Below are 20,620 nucleotides of genomic sequence, written 5' to 3'. Positions count from 1 at the left end.
GGACCAGTCAGCCTCAAGCGACTTGAACGGGCATCCCCCCTAGTGCGACCAATGCACGCCGGTCCACCTGCGGACCGGCGGCGCCGTCGCGTGGCGGCCGCCTCGTCCTCCTGCCCTCTCCCTCGGAGCCCGTCATGTCCGGCTGGATCGTCCTCGGCATCATCGTCATCCTCGTACTGTTCGCCCTTGGCGCCTACAACCGGCTGGTCGCCCTCAGCCAGCGGGTCGGCCAGGCCTTTGCCGACATCGACGTCCAGCTCAAGCTGCGCCACGACCTGATTCCGAACCTGGTCGAGACCGTGAAGGGCTACGCCGCGCATGAGCGCGGCACCCTCGACGAGGTCATCAAGGCCCGCAATGCGGCGATGTCGGCGCAGGGCCCGGCTCAGGTCTCGGCCGCCGAAGGCCAGCTCTCCGGCGCGCTCGGCCGCCTGATCGCACTGTCCGAGGCCTATCCGGACCTCAAGGCCAACGCCAACTTCCAGCAGCTCGCCGGCGAGCTCTCCGACATCGAGAACAAGATCGCCGCCAGCCGCCGCTTCTTCAACAACGCGGTGCAGGAATACAATACCGGCATCCAGCAGATGCCGGCGGCGCTGTTCGCCGGCACCTTCGGCTTCACCCGCAAGGAATTCTTCGATCTCGGCGCCAGCCGGACCGAGGTCGAGGCCGCGCCCAGCGTCAAGTTCTGATCCCGCGCCCTCCGCGCTGAAGGGCCCGACGCCATGGCCGCCTATGGTCTCTACACCCACATCGCATCGAACAAGACCCGTTCGGTGCTGCTGCTCGGCGGCCTGTTCCTGTTGATCTACGTGCTGGTGTTCGCCGGCGCGCTGATCGCCGAGGTCATGATCAACGGCAATGGCAGCGTCGCCTATTACATGCAGGCCGCTACGCGCGACCTGATCAAGGCGTTGCCCTGGGCCACGATCGGCGCCGCGGCCTGGATCGTCATCGCCTATTTTTTCCATCAGAAGATGATCGACGCCGTGACCGGCGGGACGGCCGTGACCCGCCAGGAACAGCCGCGGCTCTACAATCTGCTCGAGAATCTCTGCATCTCGCGCGGCATCACCATGCCGCAGCTGAAGGTCATGGACAGCCCGGCGCTGAACGCCTTCGCCACCGGCCTGAATCCGCGGCAATACGCCGTCACCGTCACGAGCGGTCTTCTGAACGCACTCGATGACCAGGAGATCGAGGCGGTGCTCGGCCACGAGCTCACCCATATCCGCAACGGCGACGTGCAGCTGATGGTCGTGGCCGTGATCATCGCCGGGGTGGTCGGCTTCTTCGGTGAATTGTTCTTCCGCTTGTTCACCAACATGAGCTGGGGCGGCGGCTGGGGCCGATCGTCGTCGTCCTCCTCCTCGTCCGACTCCGACCGCAAGGGCTCCGGCGGCGGGGCCATCATCGTCGTGATCATCGCGGTGGTGCTGATCGTGGTGGCCTGGCTGCTGTCCCAGGTGGTCAAGCTGGCGCTGTCGCGCACCCGCGAATACCTTGCCGATGCCGGGTCGGTCGAGCTGACCAAGAATCCGGACGCCATGATCAGCGCCCTGCGCAAGATCGAAGGGCGGGGCGAACTGCCCGGCGCCACCTCGGCGGTGATGGAATTGTGCGTCGACAATCCGCGCGAGGGCTTTGCCGATTTGTTCGCCACCCATCCCTCGGTCGACTCCCGCGTCCAGGCGCTGATCAAGTTCGCCGGCGGCCATGATCCGGGCCCGCTGGCGCTGCCGTCCGACGGGAGAGATACCGATACCGGTGACGAGCCAGCCGACGGCACTGCGCCACCGCCGCTGCCCCCGGCCGGCCCGTGGGGCGATGCCGATGGAGGGGGTAAGTCGCCCGGCAGCGGGCAAGCCGCCCCGGAAGGCCCCTGGACAACACCTGCTGCAGGCCCATGGGGCCGGCATTAGGACCAGCCGCTGCGGCGCTGTTCGAGCCCCGATCGCGCGCAGCGCGCAATCGTCCCGGCATTCGCTCTCAAGTGCTTCGGCGCGAACCGGACGTTTCGGCTGGAACGGGTCCGATTGCGCCGATCTGTTGCAGCGAAGGCGCAAATTTCCCCGGTCCCGTGCTGCAATGAATTTGAATTCTCCAGCGTTTCTGCCATGTTCGCGCCCAAAGCAGAATGCAAAGCGCCGGCCCCCTGGCCGGCCTCAGGGCTGAAGGACTTTCCATGGCGAAACCGGCAGTGGTTGTGGTGGGTGCGGACAAGGGCGGGGTCGGCAAGACCACGGTGTCACGGACGTTGCTCGATTATTTCAGCGCCAACAACGTCCCGACCCGGGCGTTCGACACCGAGCATCCGCGCGGCACCCTGAAGCGCTTCCACCCCGAGATCACCGAGATCGTCGACATGAATTCGACGCCGGACCAGATGAAGATCTTCGACACCTTGAGCGCGGTGGCGCCCTCGGTGACCGTGATCGACGTCCGCGCCGGCCTGATGTCGCCGACGCTCGCGGCGCTGCGCGACATCGGCTTCCTCGACGCCGCCCGCTCCGGCCAGATCACCTTCGCGGTGTTCCACATCCTGGGCTCGTCGATCGCCTCGCTGGACGAGATCGCGGAGACGGCAAGCTACATGATCGGCGCGAAGTACTTCCTGGTGAAGAACTTCATCAACAACACCAGCTTCTTCGAGTGGGACCAGTCGACCTACAATTCCTACTTCCACCGCATCAAGGATGCGACCGAGCTGACCATCCCCAAGCTCAACGAGATGGCGTTCGAGCAGGTCGAGGTCGCCTCGGTGCCGTTCCTGAAGTTCGTCGCCAACAAGGGTCCGCGCGACGAGGCCGCCAACTACTCCTTCGTGCTGCGCGGCTATGTCCGGCATTGGCTCGCCAATGTCTGGAGCGAGTACGACCGCATCAAGCTGACCGACATCGTCGGCTCGACCAAGGCGGCGGCGCCGCGGCCGGCCGGGGAAAAATAGCAGCCCCGTGAAGGATGGGACTTTATCGCAACCGCATTTGACCTGATATAGGTCTGATGCCCGCAACGCCCGTCTACATCGTCTGCTCGCCCCGGCCGCAGTCCGGGAAGACGCTGCTTGCGCGGGTGCTGAGCGAGTTCCTGCTGCTCAAGAACGGCCAGGTGCTCGCCTTCGACGTCACCTTGCGCGAGCCGTCGCTGCTCGACTTCCTGCCGCAGATCACGGAGACCGCGACGATCGAGGACACCTACGGCAAGATCCAATTGATGGATCGCGTCATCCTCAACGACGGCATCGCCAAGGTGATCGACCTCGGCTACTACTCGTTCGACGAGTTCTTCAAGATGTCCGAGGAGATCGGCTTTTTGAAGGAGGCCTCACGGCGGAACGTGGTCCCGATCGTTCTGTACTGCGCCGAGGGCGACCGGGTGTCGATGCGCGCCTACGACGCCCTGCGGCGACAGATCCCGCGACCTCAGCTGATCGTGGTCGAAAACGACCACGTCCTGCGCGAGGAGCTCCCCGACCTCTACAGCCGCGGCAAGCATCTGCGCATTGCCGCCCTGCCCGCGTTCCTGAGGACCTATATCGAGCGCTTCTCGTTCTCCTTTACCGGCTATCTGCGCCAGGAGAAGGACCCGTCCACCGAGCTCTATCAATGGATCCGGCGCAACTACTATGCGCTGCGCGAGATCGAGAACGAGCTCCTGATGCAGCGGTCCTGACGCCGCCGCGCGTTCCTCAGTGCCCCTCGAAGGAGATCAGCGTGCGCACGGGCACGTCGAGCGCGCGCAGCTTGGCGGCGCCGCCGAGATCCGGCAGGTCGATGATGAAGCAGGCCGCCACCACCGTGGCGCCGATCTGGCGGAGCAGCTTCACCGCCCCCTCGGCCGTGCCGCCGGTGGCGATGAGGTCGTCGACCAGGATCACGCGCTCGCCGGGCTCGACCGCGTCGACATGCATCTCCATCTCGTCGGTGCCGTATTCCAGCGCATAGGACATGCTGACCGTCTTGTGCGGCAGCTTGCCCTTCTTGCGGATCGGCACGAAGCCGGCCGAGAGCTGATGCGCCACCGCGCCACCGAGGATGAAGCCGCGCGCCTCGATGCCGGCGACCTTGTCGATCTTGGAGCCGGCCCAGGGATGCACCAGCTCGTCCACCGCGCGACGGAACGCGCGCGCGTCCGCCAGCAGCGTCGTGATATCCCGGAACAGGATGCCCGGCTTCGGATAGTCCGGAATGGTGCGGACCGTATTCTTGATGTCCAGATCGAACGTCATCGTGCTCTCATCCACTCTGTTTATGTGCCGTCATTGCGAGCGAAGCGACGTGTCCGCCGAAGCCCACTCGGGCGAAGGCGGAAGCAATCCAGGATCGCGAAAACAACTCTGGATCGCTTCGTCGCTCACGCTCCTCGCGATGACGGCAACCACCTTTCACCCCGGCTGATTGAGCCGGAACGCATTCTCCACGATCCTCAAACCCACGGCATCGCCGAGCGACATCAGCGACTCCGGGTGGAACTGCACGCCGCCGACCGGCAGCGTCTTGTGCTCGATCGCCATCGCCACGCCGTCCTCGGTCGCTGCGGTGACGGTCAGCACCTCCGGCATGCTGTCGCGCTCGACGAACAGCGAATGGTAGCGGCCGATGACGATCTCGTTCGGCAGCCCCTGCATCAGGCGTCCGCCGCGCACCTGGACCCGCGACGGCCGGCCATGCGCCGGTTGGGCGAGCTGGCCGAGCTGACCGCCAAAATATTCGCCCATCGCCTGCACGCCGAGGCACACGCCGAAGATCGGCAGCTTCTTCGCGAGCGCCGCATCGATCGTCGTCGAGATCTTGAAGTCCTCGGGGCGGCCCGGTCCGGGCGACAGCACGATGAGATCCCAGCTGCGCTCGGCCAGCATCTTCAAGGCATGGACGTAACGCACCACGGTGACGTTGGCGCCGACCTGGCGGAAATAGTCCGCCAGCATGTGCACGAACGAATCGTCGTGGTCGATCAAGAGCACGTTCTTGCCGGAGCCGGTGGCGTCCGGCGCGGTCGACGACAGCGGCTTCGGCGGATCGCCGCGCAGCGCCTGGAACAAGGCCGCCGCCTTGACCTGGCACTCGCGATCCTCGGCCGCGGGGTCGGAATCGAACAGGCAGGTGGCGCCGACGCGGACCTCGGCGAGCCCGTCCTTCATGCGGATGGTGCGGATGGTGAGGCCGGTGTTGATCGAGCCATCGAAATTCACCGCGCCGATGGCGCCGGCATACCAGCGCCGCGGCGAGCGCTCATTGTCCTCGACGAACTGCATCGCCCACAGCTTCGGCGCGCCGGTCACGGTGACCGCCCAGGCGTGCGTCAGGAATGCGTCGAGCGCGTCGAAGCCCGGCCGCAGCATGCCCTCGACGTGATCGACGGTGTGGAACAGCTTCGAATAGGTCTCGATCTGGCGACGCGCGAGCACCTTGATGGTGCCGGGGACGCAGATGCGCGCCTTGTCGTTGCGGTCGACGTCGGTGCACATGTTGAGCTCGAACTCGTCCTTCTCCGAGTTCAGGAGCTGGCGGATCTGCTCGGCATCGCCGATGGCGTCGCGGCCGCGGGCGATGGTGCCGGAGATCGGACAGGTCTCGACGCGACGGCCGTCGGAGCGGACGAACATCTCGGGTGAGGCCGAGACGAGGAACTCGCCGTCGCCGAGATTCATCAGCGCGCCATAGGGCGACGGATTGATCCGGCAGAGCCGCTGGAACACTTCCGCCGGCGAGCGCTCACAGGGCTCGGCAAACAGTTGGCCGGGCACCGCCTCGAACAGGTCGCCGCGGGCAAACGCCGCGCGGGCCTTCTCGACCGTCGCCTGGTACTCGCCGGGCGCGTGATCGGCAAAACCCTGGCGCGGCTCCTTGAGATAGACGCTGGCGTCGGTGTCGCGCGGCAGTCCTGCCGTCGACTGGCCGTTCCAGGAAAAATCATAGGAAAGAACGACGCCGCGGCCGGTGGCGCGGTCGTAGGCCAGGAGGCGATCCGGCACGTAGAGCACGATGTCGCGCTGGTCCTTCTCGCGCGGCCGCTTCTGCAAGAGGTCCTCGATCTGGAACACGAGGTCATAGGCGAAGGCACCGAACAGGCCGAGCAGCGGATCGTCATTGGCCGACAGCACAGCGATCATCGCCCGCACCAGCGACATCACGCTGGCGCGGCGGGTGCGCTGGTCCTCCTCGACCGGGGCAGGCCCGCGGACGATGTGCCCGGCGAGCCGCGCGGGCGAGGCCTCGGTGATGACCACGCAGGGCTCGCGCAGCGTGTCCTTGAGGAACGCGATCAGCACCTCGCCGCGACGATTCAGCGCCTGCAGGGTGAAGTCAGTGCCCTTGGTCTCCAGCACCAGCGGCGGATCGGCAAAGCCGAGGTCAAAACTCTCGTAGCGGCCGGGCACGGTCGTGCCCGAGGACAGCACCACGCCGCGGCGGCGGTCGAGCAGGTCGATCAGATCGTCGAGCCGGCTGGCATTGCCGGAGAACTGCTCGACGGCGCGCGTGATCGCGAGCCCGCCATGGGTGCGGTAGTCGCTGCGGGCCGGAAGGGCGAAAACGGTCCTGTTCATGGGGTCCTCTTACGGAATTTACCGAGGAAACGCCACACAGGACCAACCGGAAGCCGCCGCTGCGTGGCGGCCCCTAAGCGATTGGATGTCAGACAAATCGCACCGGCCACCTTTTACAAGGTGCGCCACCAGAAACGGGCTGGGCGGACAAGGGTGCTCATGAGGCGGAACTGACCACGAGGGACGGCCGGGGTCAAGGGCGGGAGGGCCACAGTCGGGGTTGGCGGAGGTGGCATGCTTATCATTCCCGCTCAGAACCCTCGGCTTTCGAGCACCGCGCGAAGTGCCGGCCCGACTGCCATCCTCCCCTGGAGGGGGAGGGTCGTCTCACGGAGAGCGAAGCGAAACGTGAGGCGGGGTGGGGTGATCTCTCCGCATGGACCGTCGCCCGTGGCTTCACCCCACCCCGCTCGCACGCTTCGCGTGCGAGCGACCCTCCCCCTCCAGTGGAGGGTGGGCAGCGTACTCGCGTCAATCATCGCGCCTGCATCGGCGAGCCGACAGCGCAATCCGAGACAGGATGACGACTGAACATGGGTCTACATTCTCGCGACACGATTGCCCGAGTCATGAAGCACACCTTCGTTGCGGCCAGCCTGCCGGAGCGCGGCGCGCAACGTGCCCACGGCGGACATGTTGAAGACGACATGAAGGAGCGAGCCGGCCAGCGCGGATCCTCTTGGCGATTTGCGTCCACTAATCCGTGGTCGGCGGAGTCAAGGTGCTGCGCTCACCACCAATCACCGAGCGAGCCTGCTCAAGTGCACCAATAACACGATCGAGCTCCGCGGCCTCCATAAACACCTCGATGTCGCCGTCCGTCCTCAACGATAGGACCATTCAAATGACGCTGCCGACGACGCGAACTAGAACGAATGCGTTGTCGCCGGACGACTTGTCGACGAACGTGATCGGCTCGGTGCTCATGCGGGATCCAGGATCATCTGATGGGCCATGTTAGCAAATATCGAAACGTTGTTGGCTTCGACAGGCCGCCACGATGGCGGTGCGCTCCCCTCCCCCTCGCGGGAGGCGAGCCCGGCGTCGTCGGGGCGGGAGGTCGATCCCAGCTTGCGCAGCCGAGTGCTCGCGCGGCAGTTGCTCTACAGAAGCGCCAGCGCGGCTTGCTTGAGGTGGGAGGCGATGGCATCGCGGGCTTCGCGTGAGCCGACGCTGCGCGCCATCGTCACCCCTCCCGAGAGGATCGCCATCAGCGACCAGGCCTTTTGCAGCCGAGCTTCATCGGTGCTCCCCTGCAACCCTTTTGCGATCTGCTGCGCGACCTTTTCGAGCGCGGCGCCATAGGCGGCCTTCGTTTCCTCGCTTGCGCGCGTCACGTCCGGCGTCAGGCTCTGCAGTCCGCAGCTTGAGTCCAGAATGCAATGGAGACGTTCGCCGAGGTAGAACGCGATGAACGCCTCGGCCCAGCGCACTCCCATCTGCTGCTGAAGACTCGCGATCCCCGTCCTGAGCTCGTCCAGCCCGGCCAACGCGGCGGCTTCGAACGCAGCATCCTTCGACTTGAAGTGACCGTAGAAGGCGCCGGACGTGACCCCGGCTTCCTTGGCGAGGCCGTCGACGCCGATCCCGCCATAGCCAAGCCGGCGAAAGCCGCGCCCCGCGGCCTCCAACAACTTCGTCTTTGCTTCCTGCTTGTGCTCGGCGTGGTACCGCATCTGGCGCCTTCCATAGCGATCGTTATTTCATGATTGACTCATAACGATCGTTATTCTATTAGTGGATCACGGTCGTTATTTAATGACCGCCGTTCCCCAGGACAACCGCCACAGGGCGAGCACAGGAGGAATCATGCCGATCAGTCTCACACTCACCGAAGGCGTCATCGCCGCCGACAAGGCGCCGATCGCCGTTGCGCGGATCACGGAATCGTTCCTGAAGCACCATGGTCTCGCGGGCAACAGGATCATGACGGCGAACGTCACCGCCCATCTGAACATCTTGCCGAAAGGCCAAACCTTCGCCGGCGGCAAGCCGGTCGATGGCGCCTGGATCGAGACCAAGACACCATCATTCGCGCTCGCCAGCCACGAGGTCCAGACGGCGTTCTTCGGCGAAGCCACCGACATTCTGCATGACCTCTCCGGCGGAGCCCTTGCCAGGGACCGGATCTGGTCCAACGGCGTCCACGCCGTCGACGGCACCTGGAATCTGGACGGCAGGCCGATGACCAACGAAGCGCTTGCGGGGGCCATCACCGCGGCCTGACACCAAGGCAGTCGCCAAGCCTGCGCGGCCGCTCCGGCGTCTGTTGCGGTAGCGGCCGCGACTCATGCGGATCGTGTCACGTCCCCGGCTTCACCAGCCCGAGCTCAGCGAACTTCATCTCCGTCGCCACCACGGCATTCTCATACACCTCGCCGCGCTCGACGAAGTAGTTGAAATAGCCGGCCGGCGTTTCCGGCTGGATCTCAACCAGATCGACGGTCTTGTATTTGGGATCGGTGATCACGCCGCCCGCGATCAGATCGTTGATGCGCTTGAGCGCGTCGACCTCGGCCTTGTAGCCGACCGAGAACCACATCTCGGTGGTCCAGTCCTGCACCTCGAACCAGTTGGCGGGCGCCTGGCCCTGCCACCCCTGGGCGAGCGGGCGGACGGCGAAGATGCGGTCGAAGCCGTGCAGCTCGGAGATGATGCTGGCGCGGTGATAGGCGCCGTCCATCTGTCCCTGCGGCAGCTTGGTGAAGCCGTAGAGCGACAGCCACAGCGCAGCCTTGACCGCCTCTGGCGTGATCGGGCGGATGGCGCGCTCGGCCAGCACCTCGGAGGCGTAGCGCAGATCGCGCTTGGCCGCCGATTGCCGCGCCTTGACGGCATGGGCGTTGGGAACCGACTTCTCCGCCGGCAGCAGCGCCCGCGCCGCCTCGTTGCCATAGAGATAGCCCGTGCCCGCCTCGGGATCATAGGTGTTGAACACAACGCCGATCGGCGTGGCATTGAGCGTCTCCGCCGCGTGCGCGAAGTCAGCCTCGCTGCGCACCGGGACATATTGCTGCGCCGGCCACAGCCGGTCCGCGAGGGCGTTGAACGGGCCGTCGCGCCAATCCGGCCAGGAGACGAATCGCGCCAGCGCCTCGGCATAGGCGGGACGAAACACGCCGGGATAGCCGAACAGCACTGTGCGCAGCTGCGACGCCGGATCTCTGAGGCGGTCGGAGGACATCAGCTCGTTGCGCAGATCGAGACCCTGAAGCCACGCCGACAGCACCAAGATCTGGCCGGACGTCGCGGTGACGAGATCCGGCGTGACGCCCCAGGCGCGGGCGGTGTCGAGGAAGCCGGCGCCATGGGCGTTCAAGCCGCCCAGCCCAGCCAGCGCAAAGGCCACACGCACGGCTTTCTCCATCAGCAGAGGAACCGGAGAACGCTACCTCAGATTGTTTCGGCGACGCAACCGACGGCGAGACACGGCGAATTCGACCATCGAACGAAGCGACGCGCTGCGAACATGATCAATGCTCAGATCCCCACAAAATCCCGGTGATTCGCGGAAGCGTACGGCGGCAAGCGGCGAAAAGCTGCAGCCGGCGGCTGTGAGCCCCCTCCACAACCTCATGTTGCGCGCGTGCAGAATGCTTCACTTATCGACCAATGATTGTCGCAACCCCAAAAAAGTTACATAACTTGGCTGTGCGCGAGGGCAACACTGTTGTCTAGCTGCAATAGTGTGGCAATGATTGGTTAACCATATTGAATTACCTTGGTTAACATGGCCCGCGGCAAACAGCCTTCAGTGTCGCATGCGCTCCCGAAGCAGCCGACGCTGCTCGATTGCTTCCTCGAAGCGCAGGCGAAGCGGACGAAGCGTCGGCGACGCCCCGCCGACGCGGTGACCAGCGCCGCCCCCTTGGATCCTGCAGACGACGCTTCGGCTCTCGATGAGGCCGAACAGCCGTCGGCCGAGACCAAGACCGCCCGCGCGGTTTGAGTCCGCGCGGCACGGTTGAGACCGACACGCCGGTCCTCTTGGCTCAGCCGAGGTGCTTGTGGAAGAACGCCGTGGCGCGGCCCCAGGCGAGCTCGGCGGCTCTGCGATCGTGCACGGTCATGCGCTGCTCGTTCACGAAGGCATGCTCGGCATCGTAGCGATAGAGCTCGAGCGACTTGCCGGCGGCCTTCATCGCCTTCTCGAAGCCGTCCACCAGCGCCGGCGTGCACCAATCATCCTTGTTGGCAAAGTGGGCCTGCAGCGGGATCTTGACGTCGGCCGGCTTCGCCGCCTGCTCCGGCGGAATGCCATAGAACACGACGCCGGCGGCGAGCTCGTCGATCTTGGTCGCGCCGATGATCGTCACCGCGCCACCGAGGCAGAAGCCGGTGAGGCCGACCTTGGCGCCGTTGCGCGCCAGATATTGCGCGGCCCCGCGCACGGTCTGCGTGGTCGCGTCCATGAAGTCGAGCGAGTTCATCTCCCGGCCCGCCGCATCCGTGTCGTGATAGGGCACCACCGTGCCCTTGTAGAGATCGGGCGCCAACGCGTTGAAGCCGGCGAGCGCGAAACGATCGCACATCCCCTTGATCTGGTCCTGCAGGCCCCACCATTCCTGGATGACGACGACGCCCGGCGCATCGGCCTGCGCGGCCTTGGCGAGATAGCCCTTGGCCTCCTGGCCGTCGGGGCGCTTGAAGCTGATGAGTGTGCCCATGTGTTCCTCCGCATTTTCTGTTGGAAGCTCAGGAGCGGGGTTTACCGCAAATGCGTGTCCGGCGCGACGGGAGCAATCGGGTTCGTTTCAACGTGACTCCCGTAGCCCGGATGAGCGCAGCGACATCCGGGACCACAACCGGCGCCGCGACGATCCCGGATATCCGGGCGATGGCCCTCGACCAGCCAGCCCCACAGCAGCGCCGCGGTGATGTAGATGCCGCCATAGGCCGCATAGACGCGGCCGGCGAGCGGGCTGTCGGCCAGGGTCAGCAGATAGGCAAAGCCGGCAAGCGCGGCCAGCCCCGGCAGCAGCCATAGCGGCGACGGGCCGAGCCGCAGCCGGGCCCAGAACGCGAAGCCGCCGATTTCGAGCACGGCGGCGCCTGCGAAGGCCAACGATGAAGTCATGCGTCCCCTCCTCTGCCGTGCCTCGCCAATGGCGCGACGGCCAGACCGGCCAAAAGCAAAAAAGCCCCCGGAGGGGCTTTTCGTTTTCATCAGAGGTTTCCGATCACCGCTCAATGCGCGGCGGCCCAGACCCGCTTCTTGGTGAAGTACATCAGGCCGGCGAAGATGATCAGGAAGATGAACACCTGGTAGCCGAGGCGCTTGCGCGCCTCCATGTGCGGCTCGGCGGTCCACATCAGGAAGGTCGCGACGTCGTGGGCATACTGCTTCACGGTGGCCGGCGAGCCGTCGTCGAACGTCACCTGGCCGTCGGACAGCGGCGGCGGCATCTTGATCGCATGCCCGGGGAAGTACTTGTTGTAGTACGAGCCCTCCGGGATGGTGACGCCGTGCGGCGGGGTTTCTTCATAGCCCTGCAGCAGCGCGTTGATGTAGTTCGGGCCCTGCTCCTGGAACTGGGTGAAGAAGTCGATCAGGAACCAGGGGAAGCCGCGCTTGTACGAGCGCGCCTTGGCCATCAGCGACAGGTCCGGCGGAGCCGCACCGCCATTGGCGGCCCTTGCGGCCTGTTCGTTCGGGAACGGCGACGGGAAGTAGTCGGCCGGCCGGCCCGGACGCTCGAACATGTCGCCGGCGTCGTTGGGACCGTCCTTGATCTTGTACTCGGCCGCGAAGGCGGCGGCCTGCGCCGCCGAGTAGCCGGGGCCACCGGGCTCGGCGAGGTTGCGGAACGCCACGTATTGCAGCGAATGGCAGTTCGAGCAGACTTCCTTGTAGACCTTGAGGCCGCGCTGCACGGCGCCGCGATCGAAGGTACCGAACGGACCGGCGAACGACCAGCTCGCCGACGGCGGGTTCTCCTGGCCTTCGCTGGCACGGGCGTCGCCCATGCTGCCGGCGAGCAGCGACACCGCGGCGACCAGCGCGATCACGGTCGAGACCATCGGCGCCGCCTTGCGGCCGGACTTGGCCAGCACGTCGTCAGCGATCGAGTTCGGCAGCGGGCGCGGCCGCTCGATGCGGGCGAGCAGCGGCAGCACGATCAGGAAGTAGGCGAAATACAGCACCGTCAGGATGCGGCCGAGCACGACATAGACGCCCTCCGGCGGCTGCGCGCCGAGATAGCCAAGGCCGATGCAGACGACGACGAAGATCCAGAAGAACTGCTTGCCGAGCGGACGGTACTTGTTGGAGCGGGTCTTGGCCGAGTCGAGCCAGGGCAGGAACACCAGCACGATGATCGCCGCGAACATCGCCACGACGCCGGCGAGCTTGTTCGGGATCGAGCGCAGGATGGCGTAGAACGGCAGGTAGTACCATTCGGGCACGATATGCGCCGGCGTCACCGCCGGGTTGGCCGGGATGTAGTTGTCGGCCTCGCCGAGATAGTTCGGCATGTAGAAGATGAACCAGGAATAGAAGATCAGGAAGCAGGTGGCGCCGAAGAAGTCCTTGATGGTGGCGTAGGGCGTGAACGGCACCATGTCCTTCTCGGTCTTCGGCTCGACGCCGGCCGGGTTGTTCTGGCCGGCGACGTGCAGCGCCCAGACGTGCAGCACGACCACGCCGGCGATCAGGAACGGCAGCAGGTAGTGAAGCGCGAAGAAGCGGTTCAGGGTCGGGTTGCCGACCGAATAGCCGCCCCACAACAGCGTCACGATGCTCTCGCCGAAATACGGCACGGCCGAGAACAAATTGGTGATGACGGTGGCGCCCCAGAAGCTCATCTGGCCCCATGGCAGCACGTAGCCCATGAAGCCCGTCGCCATCATCAAGAGATAGATGATGACGCCGAGGATCCAGAGCACCTCGCGCGGCGCCTTGTATGACCCGTAATAGAGACCGCGGAACATGTGGATGTAGACGGCGAGGAAGAACATCGACGCGCCGCAGGCATGCATGTTGCGCAGCAGCCAGCCGTAGTTCACGTCGCGCACGATCAGCTCGACCGACTTGAAGGCCAGGTCGGCATGCGGCGTGTAGTGCATCGCCAGGATGACGCCGGTGACGATCTGGACACCCAGCATCAGCGAGAGGATGGCGCCGAACGTCCACCAATAGTTCAGGTTCCGCGGCGTCGGATAGGCAACGAAGGACGAGTGGACCAGGCCGATGATCGGAAGTCTTTGCTCGAGCCACTTCAAGGCGGGGTGGCTCGGCTGGTAGTCAGAAGGTCCACTCATGATGCGTTCCTGAAGAAATTATCTTGCACGATCGAGCGTGAGCTGAAGACGAACGTCCGCTCAGCCGATCTGGATCTTGGTGTCGGAAACGAACTGATAGGGCGGGACGGGAAGGTTGAGCGGCGCCGGCCCCTGGCGCACGCGGCCGGAAGCATCGTACTGGGAGCCGTGGCACGGGCAGAAGAAGCCGTCGTAGTTGCCTTCATGGGCGATCGGGATGCAGCCGAGATGGGTGCAGATGCCGATCACGACCAGCCACTGCTCGTGGCCGTCCTTGGTGCGCGACTGGTCGGTCGCCGGATCGATCAGGCTCGACACGGGAACCTTACGGACCTCCTCGACCTGCTTCTTGGTGCGGTGGGAGATGTAGATCGGCTTGCCGCGCCAGAACACCTTTATGTCCTGACCTTCGGCGACCGGAGAGAGGTCGACCTCGATCGGCGCACCGGCCGCGATGGTCGAGGCATCGGGATTCATCTGGGAGATGAAGGGCCACAAGGCGGCCACACCACCGACCGCTGCGGTCGCGCCCGTGGCGACGAAAAGAAAATCCCGGCGTGTCGGATGATCCGCAGTAGACGCTGTCACGATTCCAACCCTTTCTTCGTTGCAGCCGGTGGAACCGCCCCGCTCGACGTCTTGGATCTCGGCGTTGGAGATCACGTGACCGGGAGATCCTGCCGGCGCCCGCGTCCCCCGCGGCGGCAGAAAACGGCTCGCTCCACCGCCCCTGGGGAACAAGCCGTCCAGAATCGTTCTATTGGCACCCTTGCGATACGAGCGCAAGCCCGCTATCGGCCCTGCAGCACGCCATGCACCAATTCCCGCGCAGGAAGCGGACTTTCCGCCTCAGTCTTAAGACCAATTCGCATGCAGATCGCGCTCTATCAACCCGACATTCCGCAGAACACCGGAACGATCCTGCGGCTGTGCGCCTGCCTCGGGCTCGCGGCCCACATCATCGAGCCAGCCGGCTTTCCGGTGTCGGACCGGCAGTTCCGCCGCGCCGGCATGGACTATCTGGACCAGTTGAATTGGCGGCGCCACGACTCATGGCACGCGTTCGAGGCCTGGCGGGCGGCGGCGGGCCATCGCCTGCTGCTGCTGACGACCAAGGCCGCGACCTGCTATCTCGACTTCAGCTACGGCGCGGACGACATCCTGCTGCTCGGGCGCGAGAGCGCCGGCGTGCCGGAGGCCGTGGCGGAGGTCACCGATGCGCGGCTGCGGATTCCGCTGCAGCCCGGGCTGCGCTCGCTGAACGTGGCGATGGCGGCGGCGATGGCCGCCGGCGAGGCGCTGCGCCAGACCGGACAATTCGTCCAATTGCAATCTGCACAAGGAGCCGAAGGGTGAGCTACGCGGTGAAGGAAATCTTCATGACCCTGCAGGGCGAAGGCGCCCAGGCGGGGCGCGCCGCGGTGTTCTGCCGCTTCGCCGGCTGCAACCTGTGGAGCGGACGCGAGGCCGACCGCGCAACCGCGACGTGCCGGTTCTGCGACACCGATTTCGTCGGCACCGACGGCACGCTCGGGGGCCGCTATGACAGCGCCGATCTCGCCGAGGCGATTGCCGGGCAATGGACAGGCGGTGCCGCCGACCGCTATACGATCCTCACCGGCGGCGAGCCGCTGCTGCAGGTCGATGCCGACCTGATCACGGCGCTCCACGCCCGCGGCTTCGCGGTCGGGATCGAGACCAACGGCACGCTCATTCCGCCCGACGGCATCGACTGGATCTGCGTCAGCCCGAAAGCGGGCGCCGAGCTGAAGCTGCGGCAGGGCCATGAGCTGAAGCTGGTCTATCCGCAGGACGGCGCCGGGCCGGAGCGGTTCGAAGGCCTCGCCTTCGAGCGTTTCTCGCTGCAGCCGATGGACGGGCCCGACGCGGCCGCGAACACGGCGCGCGCGATTCAATACTGCCAGCATCATCCGCAATGGCGGCTCAGCCTGCAGACGCACAAGATGATCGGCATCAGATAGGGATTGTGACTGACACGATGTGGGAATTGACCAAGTCGTTCACCTTCGAGGCCGCGCATACGCTGCCGATTACGACGCTCGGCGAAGCCAGCCAGGAAATCCACGGCCATTCCTTCCGCGCCGAGGTGACGGTGCGCGGCGATGCGACCAATCCCGAGACCGGCATGGTGGTGGATTTCGGCGTGCTGACGCAGCGCTTGAGCGAGATCCAGGCCATGCTCGACCACAAGTTCCTGAACAAGATCGAGGCGATCGGGCTGCCGACGCTCGAGAACCTGTCGCGCTTCATCTATGAGCGCGTCCGCTCCATCGGCCATGTCACCAAGGTCAGCGTCCACCGCGACAGCTGCCGCGAGACCTGCACCTATTTTGGCCCGCAGGGCTGATCGCTTATGGTAGTAGCCAGGTGTAGCGACATGAGCGGTCCCACCCTCCCCTCCAGGGGAGGGTGAAAGAAACGCGCCCCGGGGAAAACTGCCATGACCACTGCCGCCATCGAGGATCGCAAGGCCCGCGCCCGCGCCTGGTTCGAGAGCCTGCGCGACCAGATCTGCGCGGCGTTCGAGCGGCTCGAGGACGAGGCGCCGGCCGCCCTCTATCCACGTCAGGCCAGCCGCTTCGTGCGCACGCCATGGGAGCGCACCGATCATGCCGGCGGTCCGGGCGGCGGCGGTGTCATGAGCATGATGCACGGCCGGCTGTTCGAGAAGGTCGGCGTGCACTGCTCCACCGTGCATGGCGAGTTCGCGCCCGAATTCCGCAGCCAGATCCCTGGCGCCGCCGAGGATCCGCGGTTCTGGGCCTCGGGCATCTCGCTGATCGCGCATCTGCGGTCGCCGCACGTGCCGGCGGTGCACATGAACACCCGCTTCGTCGTGACCACCAAGGCCTGGTTCGGCGGCGGCGCCGACCTGACGCCGGTGCTCGACCGCCGCCGCACTCAGGAAGACCCGGATACGCTCGCCTTCCACGCCGCGATGAAGAGCGCCTGCGATGCGCATGCGGCGGTCGCGTCGTACGACAAGTACAAGCGCTGGTGCGACGAGTACTTCTACCTGCCCCATCGCAAGGAGCCGCGCGGCATCGGCGGCATCTTCTACGACCATCACGATTCCGGCGACTGGGAGGCCGATCTCGCCTTCACCCAGGATGTTGGCCGCGCCTTCCTGAAGGTCTATCCGGAGCTGGTCCGCCGCAATTTCGGCGCGCCTTGGACCGACGCGGACCGCGAGGAGCAGTTGATCCGGCGCGGCCGCTATGTCGAATTCAACCTGCTTTATGACCGTGGCACCACATTTGGGCTGAAAACCGGCGGCAATGTCGACTCGATCCTGTCCTCGATGCCGCCCGAAGTGAAATGGCCCTGAAACCTTCAGCCCCGCCGCCGCGTACCCAGGAGATGACCGCTCCCCTGCCCCGCGCCATGCTGATCGACATGGACGACACCATCCTGTCGGCCTATGGCCGGCCCGAGATCGCGTGGAACATCGTCGCCACCGAATTCGCCGACGAGCTGGCGCCGCATACCTCGCAGGAGGTGGCGGCCGCGATCCTCTCCTCGGCGCGCAGCTTCTGGTCGGTCGCCGGCGCCGAATGGCGGATGAAGCTGATCCAGGCCCGCCAGGAGGTGGTCAAGGGCGGCTTCGCGGCGTTGACCGCCGCAGGCCCGGCGCTGCCGACCGAGCTTGCGATCCGCATCGCCGACCGCTTCACCGCCTATCGCGACGAGCAGATGTTCATCTTTCCCGGCGCGCATGAGGCGATCGACGCATTCAAGGCGCGCGGCGTCCGGCTGGCGCTCGTGACCAACGGCGAGGCCGGCCAGCAGCGCGCCAAGATCGAGCGCTTCGCGCTGGCGCACCGCTTCGACCACATCCAGATCGAGGGCGAGCACGGCTTCGGCAAACCCGAGGAGCGCGCCTATTGGCACGCGATGGAGCGGCTCGGCGTCGGCCCCGAAGACACCTGGATGATCGGCGACAATCTCGAATGGGAGATCGTGGCGCCACAGCGGCTCGGCATCTATTCGATCTGGATCGACGTCCATGGCGACGGCCTGCCGGAAGGCACCGATGTCAAGCCCGACCGCATCATCCGCTCGCTGACCGAGCTCGTGCCGGCCTGAAGCCTGGTGATCGATGCCAGAGCGCCGGCCCGTCAGGACCGGCGCTCTGTCGTATCCGGATCAGGCCGGACGCTCGGCGACGTTGGGGCGCCATTTGATCAGGCGGCTCTCCACGAGGTCGAGCAGCGCGTCGATGCACAGCACGAAGATCGCCAGGATGAAGATGCCGGCGAACACGCCGACCGCATCGAAATTGCCTTCGGCCTGCGCGATCAGATGGCCGAGCCCGGCGGACGAGCCGAGATATTCGCCGATGATGGCGCCGACCACCGCAAAGCCGACCGAGGTGCGCAGCGACGACAGGATCCAGCTCGCAGCCGCCGGGAAGTAGACGTGACGCAGCAGCTCCGAGCGCCGGGCGCCGAGGATGCGGGCATTCGCCAGCACCACCGGGTTGACCTCGCGCACGCCCTGCAGCGCGTTGAAGAAGGTGACGAAGAACACCAGGGTCACCGCAAGCGCCACCTTCGACCACAGGCCAAGGCCGAGCCATAGCACGAAGATCGGCGCCAGCACCACGCGCGGCACAGCGTTGAGCGCCTTGATGAAGGGATCGAGGATGCGCGCCGCGGAATGGTTGAGGCCGAGCCAGACGCCGGCGGTGACGCCGAGTCCGGTGCCGATGATGTAGCCGAGGATCGTCTCGGTCAGCGTCGTCGAGACATGCGCGTAGAAGCTCTGCGCCGACAGCCAGGCAAACACCTGCTTGAGCACCGCCAGCGGCGCCGGGAAGAAGAACGGATCGATGACGCCATAGGTGACGCCGGCCTGCCAGCCGCCGACGATGACGATCAGCAACGCGAGCTGGATGAGGCGTTCAGTCATGGCGGGCATAGCTCTTCTCCACTTCCCCGCGCAGCGAGGCCCAGATGTTGCGATAGAGATCGGTGAAGCGCGGATCGAGCTTGATCTCGGCCACGTCGCGCGGCCGCTCCAGGTCGACCGGGAAACTGTCGATGACCCGCGAGGCCGGTCCCGAGGCGAGTACGACGACGCGATCCCCCAGCGCGATGGCCTCCTCGAGATCGTGGGTGATCATGACCACCGCACGCTTCTCCTCCTGCCACAGCCGCAGCAGCTCGTTCTGCATCAGATGGCGGGTGTGGATGTCGAGCGCCGAGAACGGCTCGTCCATCAGGATGACCTTCGGCCCATGGATGAGCGCCTGAGCCATCTGCACGCGCTTGCGCTGGCCGCCGGAGAGCTGGTGCGGATAGCGGTGCTCGAAGCCCTTCAGCCCGACCTTGACGAGCCAGGCCATTGCGCGCTCATGGCGCTCACGGGCCGACACGCCGCGGAACAGCGGGCCGAGCTCGACATTCTCGATCGCGGTCTTCCACGGCAGCAAGGCATCCTGCTGGAACAGATAGCCGATGTTGCCCTGGACACCGCGCACCGGCTGGCCATCGATGGCGATGCTGCCGGCGCTCGGCTTCAAGAGGCCCGCGATCGCGTTGAGGATGGTGCTCTTGCCGCAGCCGGTCGGACCGGCAATGGCGAGAAACTCGCCATCGGCGACCGTGAGGTTCACGTCCCTGACGGCGGTGTAGTTGCCGAAGGACATGGTGACCTGATTGATCTCCACCATGTTCCTGGCGCTGCGGCACTGGACCATCGGGTCCAGGTCCTTGACGACGGCGAGTGCCATTGTTTCCCTCCCGATCAGTTCGAGACGCTCTGCGCCTTCACGGCGAAGGCGTTGGTGTAGGTCTTGGCGAGGTCGATCGACGTCGCATCCACCTTGTCGTTGAAGCTCTTGAGCACGAGCAGCGGCGTCTGCACGTCGGTCTCGTCGAACTGACCATCCCTGGAGAAGATCGCCTTGGCCTTCTCGACCGCTTTCGTATAGGTCTGCTTCTCGCCGGAGATGAAATCGTTCGGCAGCACCGCGACGATCTCCTCGGCATTGTGCGTGGCGATCCAGCGCAGCGCCTTGACCATGGCGTTGGTGATCTTCTGGACCGTGCCCGGGTTCTTGGCGATGTACTGCTGTGTCGCGTAGAGCACGGAGGTCGGATAGATGCCGCCATAGACCTGCTTGGCGCCCTCGTCGCTTCGCGCATCGATCAGGATCTTGCCGATCCCCTTCTGCTCCACATAGGTCGCGGCCGGATCGTAGTTCACCAGCAGGTCGATCTTGCCCTGCTCCAGCGCGGCCACGGCAGCGGCCCCTGATCCGACGCCGATCAGATACACGCTCTCGGCGGGGATCTTGTTCTGCTTGAGATAATAGCGGACGAAGAAGTCCGAGGATGAGCCAGGGGCGGTGATGCCGATCTTGGCGCCCTTGATGGTCTCCGGCCTGGCCGGGTCGAACGTCGCAGACTTGCCACCGGCCAGCACCAGACCGGAATTGCGCGACAGCAGTACGAAGCCGACGACCGACTTGTTCTGCGACTGCATCTGGATGGTGTGGTCGTAGAAGCCGACGGCGACATCGGTCGATCCGGCGACCAGCGCCTGCAGCGTCTTGGAGCCGCCGGAGGCGAAATTCTCCACGGTGATGTCGAGCCCTTCCTTCTGGAACAGGCCAAGGCCCACCGCAACCGGAAACGGCAGGTTGTTCAGATTGTACGAGCCGACGCTGATGCGCACGGGCTCGGCGGCGGCCGAGCCGCAGATTGCGACAGCCGCAGTGACGGCGAGCATGAGACGACGCATGTGACTTCCTCCCTTGTTATCGATGTCGATTGAGTCCGGACGGCG

Annotated in this window: 22 protein-coding genes; 11 read left to right on the top strand and 11 right to left on the bottom strand. The window is 65.5% G+C overall.

Annotated features, from left to right (window positions below; translation table 11 throughout):
* Positions 1-134 precede the first annotated feature (134 nt).
* From QX135_RS06390 to QX135_RS06375, 4 genes are all read left to right on the top strand, one after another.
* The gene (locus QX135_RS06390; RefSeq protein WP_315717271.1) at positions 135-692 is read left to right on the top strand and encodes a LemA family protein; all 558 of its coding nucleotides are present in this window, start codon (positions 135-137) and stop codon (positions 690-692) included.
* Between the two features lie 33 nt (positions 693-725).
* The gene (locus QX135_RS06385; protein ID WP_316176840.1) at positions 726-1,922 is read left to right on the top strand and encodes a M48 family metallopeptidase; all 1,197 of its coding nucleotides are present in this window, start codon (positions 726-728) and stop codon (positions 1,920-1,922) included.
* A 263-nt stretch (positions 1,923-2,185) separates the two neighbouring features.
* The gene (locus QX135_RS06380) at positions 2,186-2,947 is read left to right on the top strand and encodes a hypothetical protein (RefSeq protein WP_009025709.1); all 762 of its coding nucleotides are present in this window, start codon (positions 2,186-2,188) and stop codon (positions 2,945-2,947) included.
* Between the two features lie 56 nt (positions 2,948-3,003).
* Positions 3,004-3,672: a hypothetical protein gene (locus QX135_RS06375; RefSeq protein WP_315738336.1), complete on the top strand. Its 669-nt coding sequence runs from the start codon at positions 3,004-3,006 to the stop codon at positions 3,670-3,672.
* A 16-nt stretch (positions 3,673-3,688) separates the two neighbouring features.
* On the opposite strand, the gene QX135_RS06370 is transcribed toward QX135_RS06375, so the two are convergent.
* The 3 genes from QX135_RS06370 to QX135_RS06360 form a co-directional block, all read right to left on the bottom strand.
* Positions 3,689-4,228: an adenine phosphoribosyltransferase gene (locus tag QX135_RS06370; RefSeq protein WP_315738337.1), complete on the bottom strand. Its 540-nt coding sequence runs from the start codon at positions 4,226-4,228 to the stop codon at positions 3,689-3,691.
* A gap of 156 nt (positions 4,229-4,384) precedes the next feature.
* Entirely contained in the window at positions 4,385-6,547 is a 2,163-nt protein-coding gene (locus QX135_RS06365; RefSeq protein ID WP_316176841.1) for an anthranilate synthase component I, read from the bottom strand.
* A 1,103-nt stretch (positions 6,548-7,650) separates the two neighbouring features.
* Entirely contained in the window at positions 7,651-8,223 is a 573-nt protein-coding gene (locus tag QX135_RS06360) for a TetR/AcrR family transcriptional regulator (protein ID WP_315785720.1), read from the bottom strand.
* 133 nt (positions 8,224-8,356) lie between these two features.
* Between QX135_RS06360 and QX135_RS06355 the strand changes: the two genes are divergently transcribed.
* Positions 8,357-8,773, top strand: coding sequence for a 4-oxalocrotonate tautomerase (locus QX135_RS06355; protein WP_315796846.1), 417 nt, complete (start codon positions 8,357-8,359; stop codon positions 8,771-8,773).
* A gap of 76 nt (positions 8,774-8,849) precedes the next feature.
* Here QX135_RS06355 and QX135_RS06350 read toward each other — a convergent pair whose 3' ends face one another.
* Positions 8,850-9,902 carry a hypothetical protein gene (locus tag QX135_RS06350; RefSeq protein ID WP_315785714.1) on the bottom strand — a complete coding sequence of 351 codons (1,053 nt, stop codon included), beginning with the start codon at positions 9,900-9,902 and terminating at the stop codon, positions 8,850-8,852.
* Positions 9,903-10,277: 375 nt separating this feature from the next.
* Here QX135_RS06350 and QX135_RS06345 point away from each other — a divergent pair, with 375 nt between their 5' ends.
* A complete protein-coding gene (locus QX135_RS06345) occupies positions 10,278-10,496 on the top strand; it encodes a hypothetical protein (RefSeq protein WP_315796845.1) in 219 nt (72 codons plus the stop codon).
* Positions 10,497-10,539: 43 nt separating this feature from the next.
* Here the strand turns inward: QX135_RS06345 and QX135_RS06340 are convergent, their stop codons facing one another.
* From QX135_RS06340 to petA, 4 genes are all read right to left on the bottom strand, one after another.
* The gene (locus QX135_RS06340; protein ID WP_315717281.1) at positions 10,540-11,214 is read right to left on the bottom strand and encodes a dienelactone hydrolase family protein; all 675 of its coding nucleotides are present in this window, start codon (positions 11,212-11,214) and stop codon (positions 10,540-10,542) included.
* A gap of 41 nt (positions 11,215-11,255) precedes the next feature.
* Entirely contained in the window at positions 11,256-11,624 is a 369-nt protein-coding gene (locus QX135_RS06335) for a YnfA family protein (protein WP_315773443.1), read from the bottom strand.
* Between the two features lie 110 nt (positions 11,625-11,734).
* A complete protein-coding gene (locus tag QX135_RS06330) occupies positions 11,735-13,807 on the bottom strand; it encodes a cytochrome c1 (protein WP_315773442.1) in 2,073 nt (690 codons plus the stop codon).
* Between the two features lie 60 nt (positions 13,808-13,867).
* Positions 13,868-14,398, bottom strand: a complete 531-nt coding sequence (gene petA, locus QX135_RS06325; protein ID WP_315738712.1) for a ubiquinol-cytochrome c reductase iron-sulfur subunit — start codon at positions 14,396-14,398, stop codon at positions 13,868-13,870.
* Positions 14,399-14,677: 279 nt separating this feature from the next.
* Here petA and QX135_RS06320 point away from each other — a divergent pair, with 279 nt between their 5' ends.
* From QX135_RS06320 to QX135_RS06300, 5 genes are all read left to right on the top strand, one after another.
* Positions 14,678-15,163, top strand: coding sequence for a tRNA (cytidine(34)-2'-O)-methyltransferase (locus QX135_RS06320; protein ID WP_315773441.1), 486 nt, complete (start codon positions 14,678-14,680; stop codon positions 15,161-15,163).
* Positions 15,160-15,789, top strand: a complete 630-nt coding sequence (gene queE / locus QX135_RS06315) for a 7-carboxy-7-deazaguanine synthase (RefSeq protein ID WP_315796844.1) — start codon at positions 15,160-15,162, stop codon at positions 15,787-15,789. The genes QX135_RS06320 and queE overlap by 4 nt, the downstream gene beginning before the upstream one ends.
* A 17-nt stretch (positions 15,790-15,806) precedes the next feature.
* Positions 15,807-16,175, top strand: a complete 369-nt coding sequence (locus QX135_RS06310; protein ID WP_315738713.1) for a 6-carboxytetrahydropterin synthase — start codon at positions 15,807-15,809, stop codon at positions 16,173-16,175.
* 93 nt (positions 16,176-16,268) lie between these two features.
* Positions 16,269-17,156, top strand: a complete 888-nt coding sequence (gene hemF / locus QX135_RS06305; protein WP_315796843.1) for an oxygen-dependent coproporphyrinogen oxidase — start codon at positions 16,269-16,271, stop codon at positions 17,154-17,156.
* Between the two features lie 32 nt (positions 17,157-17,188).
* Positions 17,189-17,914: an HAD family hydrolase gene (locus QX135_RS06300; RefSeq protein WP_315796842.1), complete on the top strand. Its 726-nt coding sequence runs from the start codon at positions 17,189-17,191 to the stop codon at positions 17,912-17,914.
* Between the two features lie 60 nt (positions 17,915-17,974).
* On the opposite strand, the gene QX135_RS06295 is transcribed toward QX135_RS06300, so the two are convergent.
* Genes QX135_RS06295 through QX135_RS06285 form a run of 3 tightly spaced genes read right to left on the bottom strand, consistent with a single transcriptional unit; the run spans position 17,975 to position 20,575 of the window.
* Entirely contained in the window at positions 17,975-18,748 is a 774-nt protein-coding gene (locus tag QX135_RS06295; RefSeq protein ID WP_315738348.1) for an ABC transporter permease, read from the bottom strand.
* A complete protein-coding gene (locus QX135_RS06290; protein WP_315785708.1) occupies positions 18,732-19,562 on the bottom strand; it encodes an ABC transporter ATP-binding protein in 831 nt (276 codons plus the stop codon). The genes QX135_RS06295 and QX135_RS06290 overlap by 17 nt, the downstream gene beginning before the upstream one ends.
* A 14-nt stretch (positions 19,563-19,576) precedes the next feature.
* Complete coding sequence (locus QX135_RS06285; protein ID WP_315796841.1) at positions 19,577-20,575, bottom strand: ABC transporter substrate-binding protein; 999 nt, start codon at positions 20,573-20,575, stop codon at positions 19,577-19,579.
* Positions 20,576-20,620: the final 45 nt, after the last annotated feature.

Source organism: Bradyrhizobium sp. SZCCHNR1098, from assembly GCF_032489375.1.
In the GTDB taxonomy this organism is placed as follows: Bacteria; Pseudomonadota; Alphaproteobacteria; order Rhizobiales; family Xanthobacteraceae; genus Bradyrhizobium.
This window is presented reverse-complemented; position numbering and strand designations above follow the sequence as displayed.

What these genes read in the sequence shown, in the direction of transcription:
- hemF (WP_315796843.1), top strand. Translation starts at nt 16,269, where the DNA reads ATGACCACTGCCGCCATCGAGGATCGCAAGGCCCGCGCCCGCGCCTGG.
- QX135_RS06295 (WP_315738348.1), bottom strand. Translation starts at nt 18,748, where the DNA reads ATGCCCGCCATGACTGAACGCCTCATCCAGCTCGCGTTGCTGATCGTC.
- QX135_RS06335 (WP_315773443.1), bottom strand. Translation starts at nt 11,624, where the DNA reads ATGACTTCATCGTTGGCCTTCGCAGGCGCCGCCGTGCTCGAAATCGGC.
- QX135_RS06360 (WP_315785720.1), bottom strand. Translation starts at nt 8,223, where the DNA reads ATGCGGTACCACGCCGAGCACAAGCAGGAAGCAAAGACGAAGTTGTTG.
- QX135_RS06285 (WP_315796841.1), bottom strand. Translation starts at nt 20,575, where the DNA reads ATGCGTCGTCTCATGCTCGCCGTCACTGCGGCTGTCGCAATCTGCGGC.
- QX135_RS06375 (WP_315738336.1), top strand. Translation starts at nt 3,004, where the DNA reads ATGCCCGCAACGCCCGTCTACATCGTCTGCTCGCCCCGGCCGCAGTCC.
- QX135_RS06370 (WP_315738337.1), bottom strand. Translation starts at nt 4,228, where the DNA reads ATGACGTTCGATCTGGACATCAAGAATACGGTCCGCACCATTCCGGAC.
- QX135_RS06355 (WP_315796846.1), top strand. Translation starts at nt 8,357, where the DNA reads ATGCCGATCAGTCTCACACTCACCGAAGGCGTCATCGCCGCCGACAAG.
- QX135_RS06290 (WP_315785708.1), bottom strand. Translation starts at nt 19,562, where the DNA reads ATGGCACTCGCCGTCGTCAAGGACCTGGACCCGATGGTCCAGTGCCGC.
- QX135_RS06390 (WP_315717271.1), top strand. Translation starts at nt 135, where the DNA reads ATGTCCGGCTGGATCGTCCTCGGCATCATCGTCATCCTCGTACTGTTC.
- QX135_RS06380 (WP_009025709.1), top strand. Translation starts at nt 2,186, where the DNA reads ATGGCGAAACCGGCAGTGGTTGTGGTGGGTGCGGACAAGGGCGGGGTC.
- QX135_RS06340 (WP_315717281.1), bottom strand. Translation starts at nt 11,214, where the DNA reads ATGGGCACACTCATCAGCTTCAAGCGCCCCGACGGCCAGGAGGCCAAG.
- QX135_RS06385 (WP_316176840.1), top strand. Translation starts at nt 726, where the DNA reads ATGGCCGCCTATGGTCTCTACACCCACATCGCATCGAACAAGACCCGT.
- QX135_RS06310 (WP_315738713.1), top strand. Translation starts at nt 15,807, where the DNA reads ATGTGGGAATTGACCAAGTCGTTCACCTTCGAGGCCGCGCATACGCTG.
- QX135_RS06300 (WP_315796842.1), top strand. Translation starts at nt 17,189, where the DNA reads ATGACCGCTCCCCTGCCCCGCGCCATGCTGATCGACATGGACGACACC.
- QX135_RS06330 (WP_315773442.1), bottom strand. Translation starts at nt 13,807, where the DNA reads ATGAGTGGACCTTCTGACTACCAGCCGAGCCACCCCGCCTTGAAGTGG.
- QX135_RS06365 (WP_316176841.1), bottom strand. Translation starts at nt 6,547, where the DNA reads ATGAACAGGACCGTTTTCGCCCTTCCGGCCCGCAGCGACTACCGCACC.
- QX135_RS06345 (WP_315796845.1), top strand. Translation starts at nt 10,278, where the DNA reads ATGGCCCGCGGCAAACAGCCTTCAGTGTCGCATGCGCTCCCGAAGCAG.
- QX135_RS06320 (WP_315773441.1), top strand. Translation starts at nt 14,678, where the DNA reads ATGCAGATCGCGCTCTATCAACCCGACATTCCGCAGAACACCGGAACG.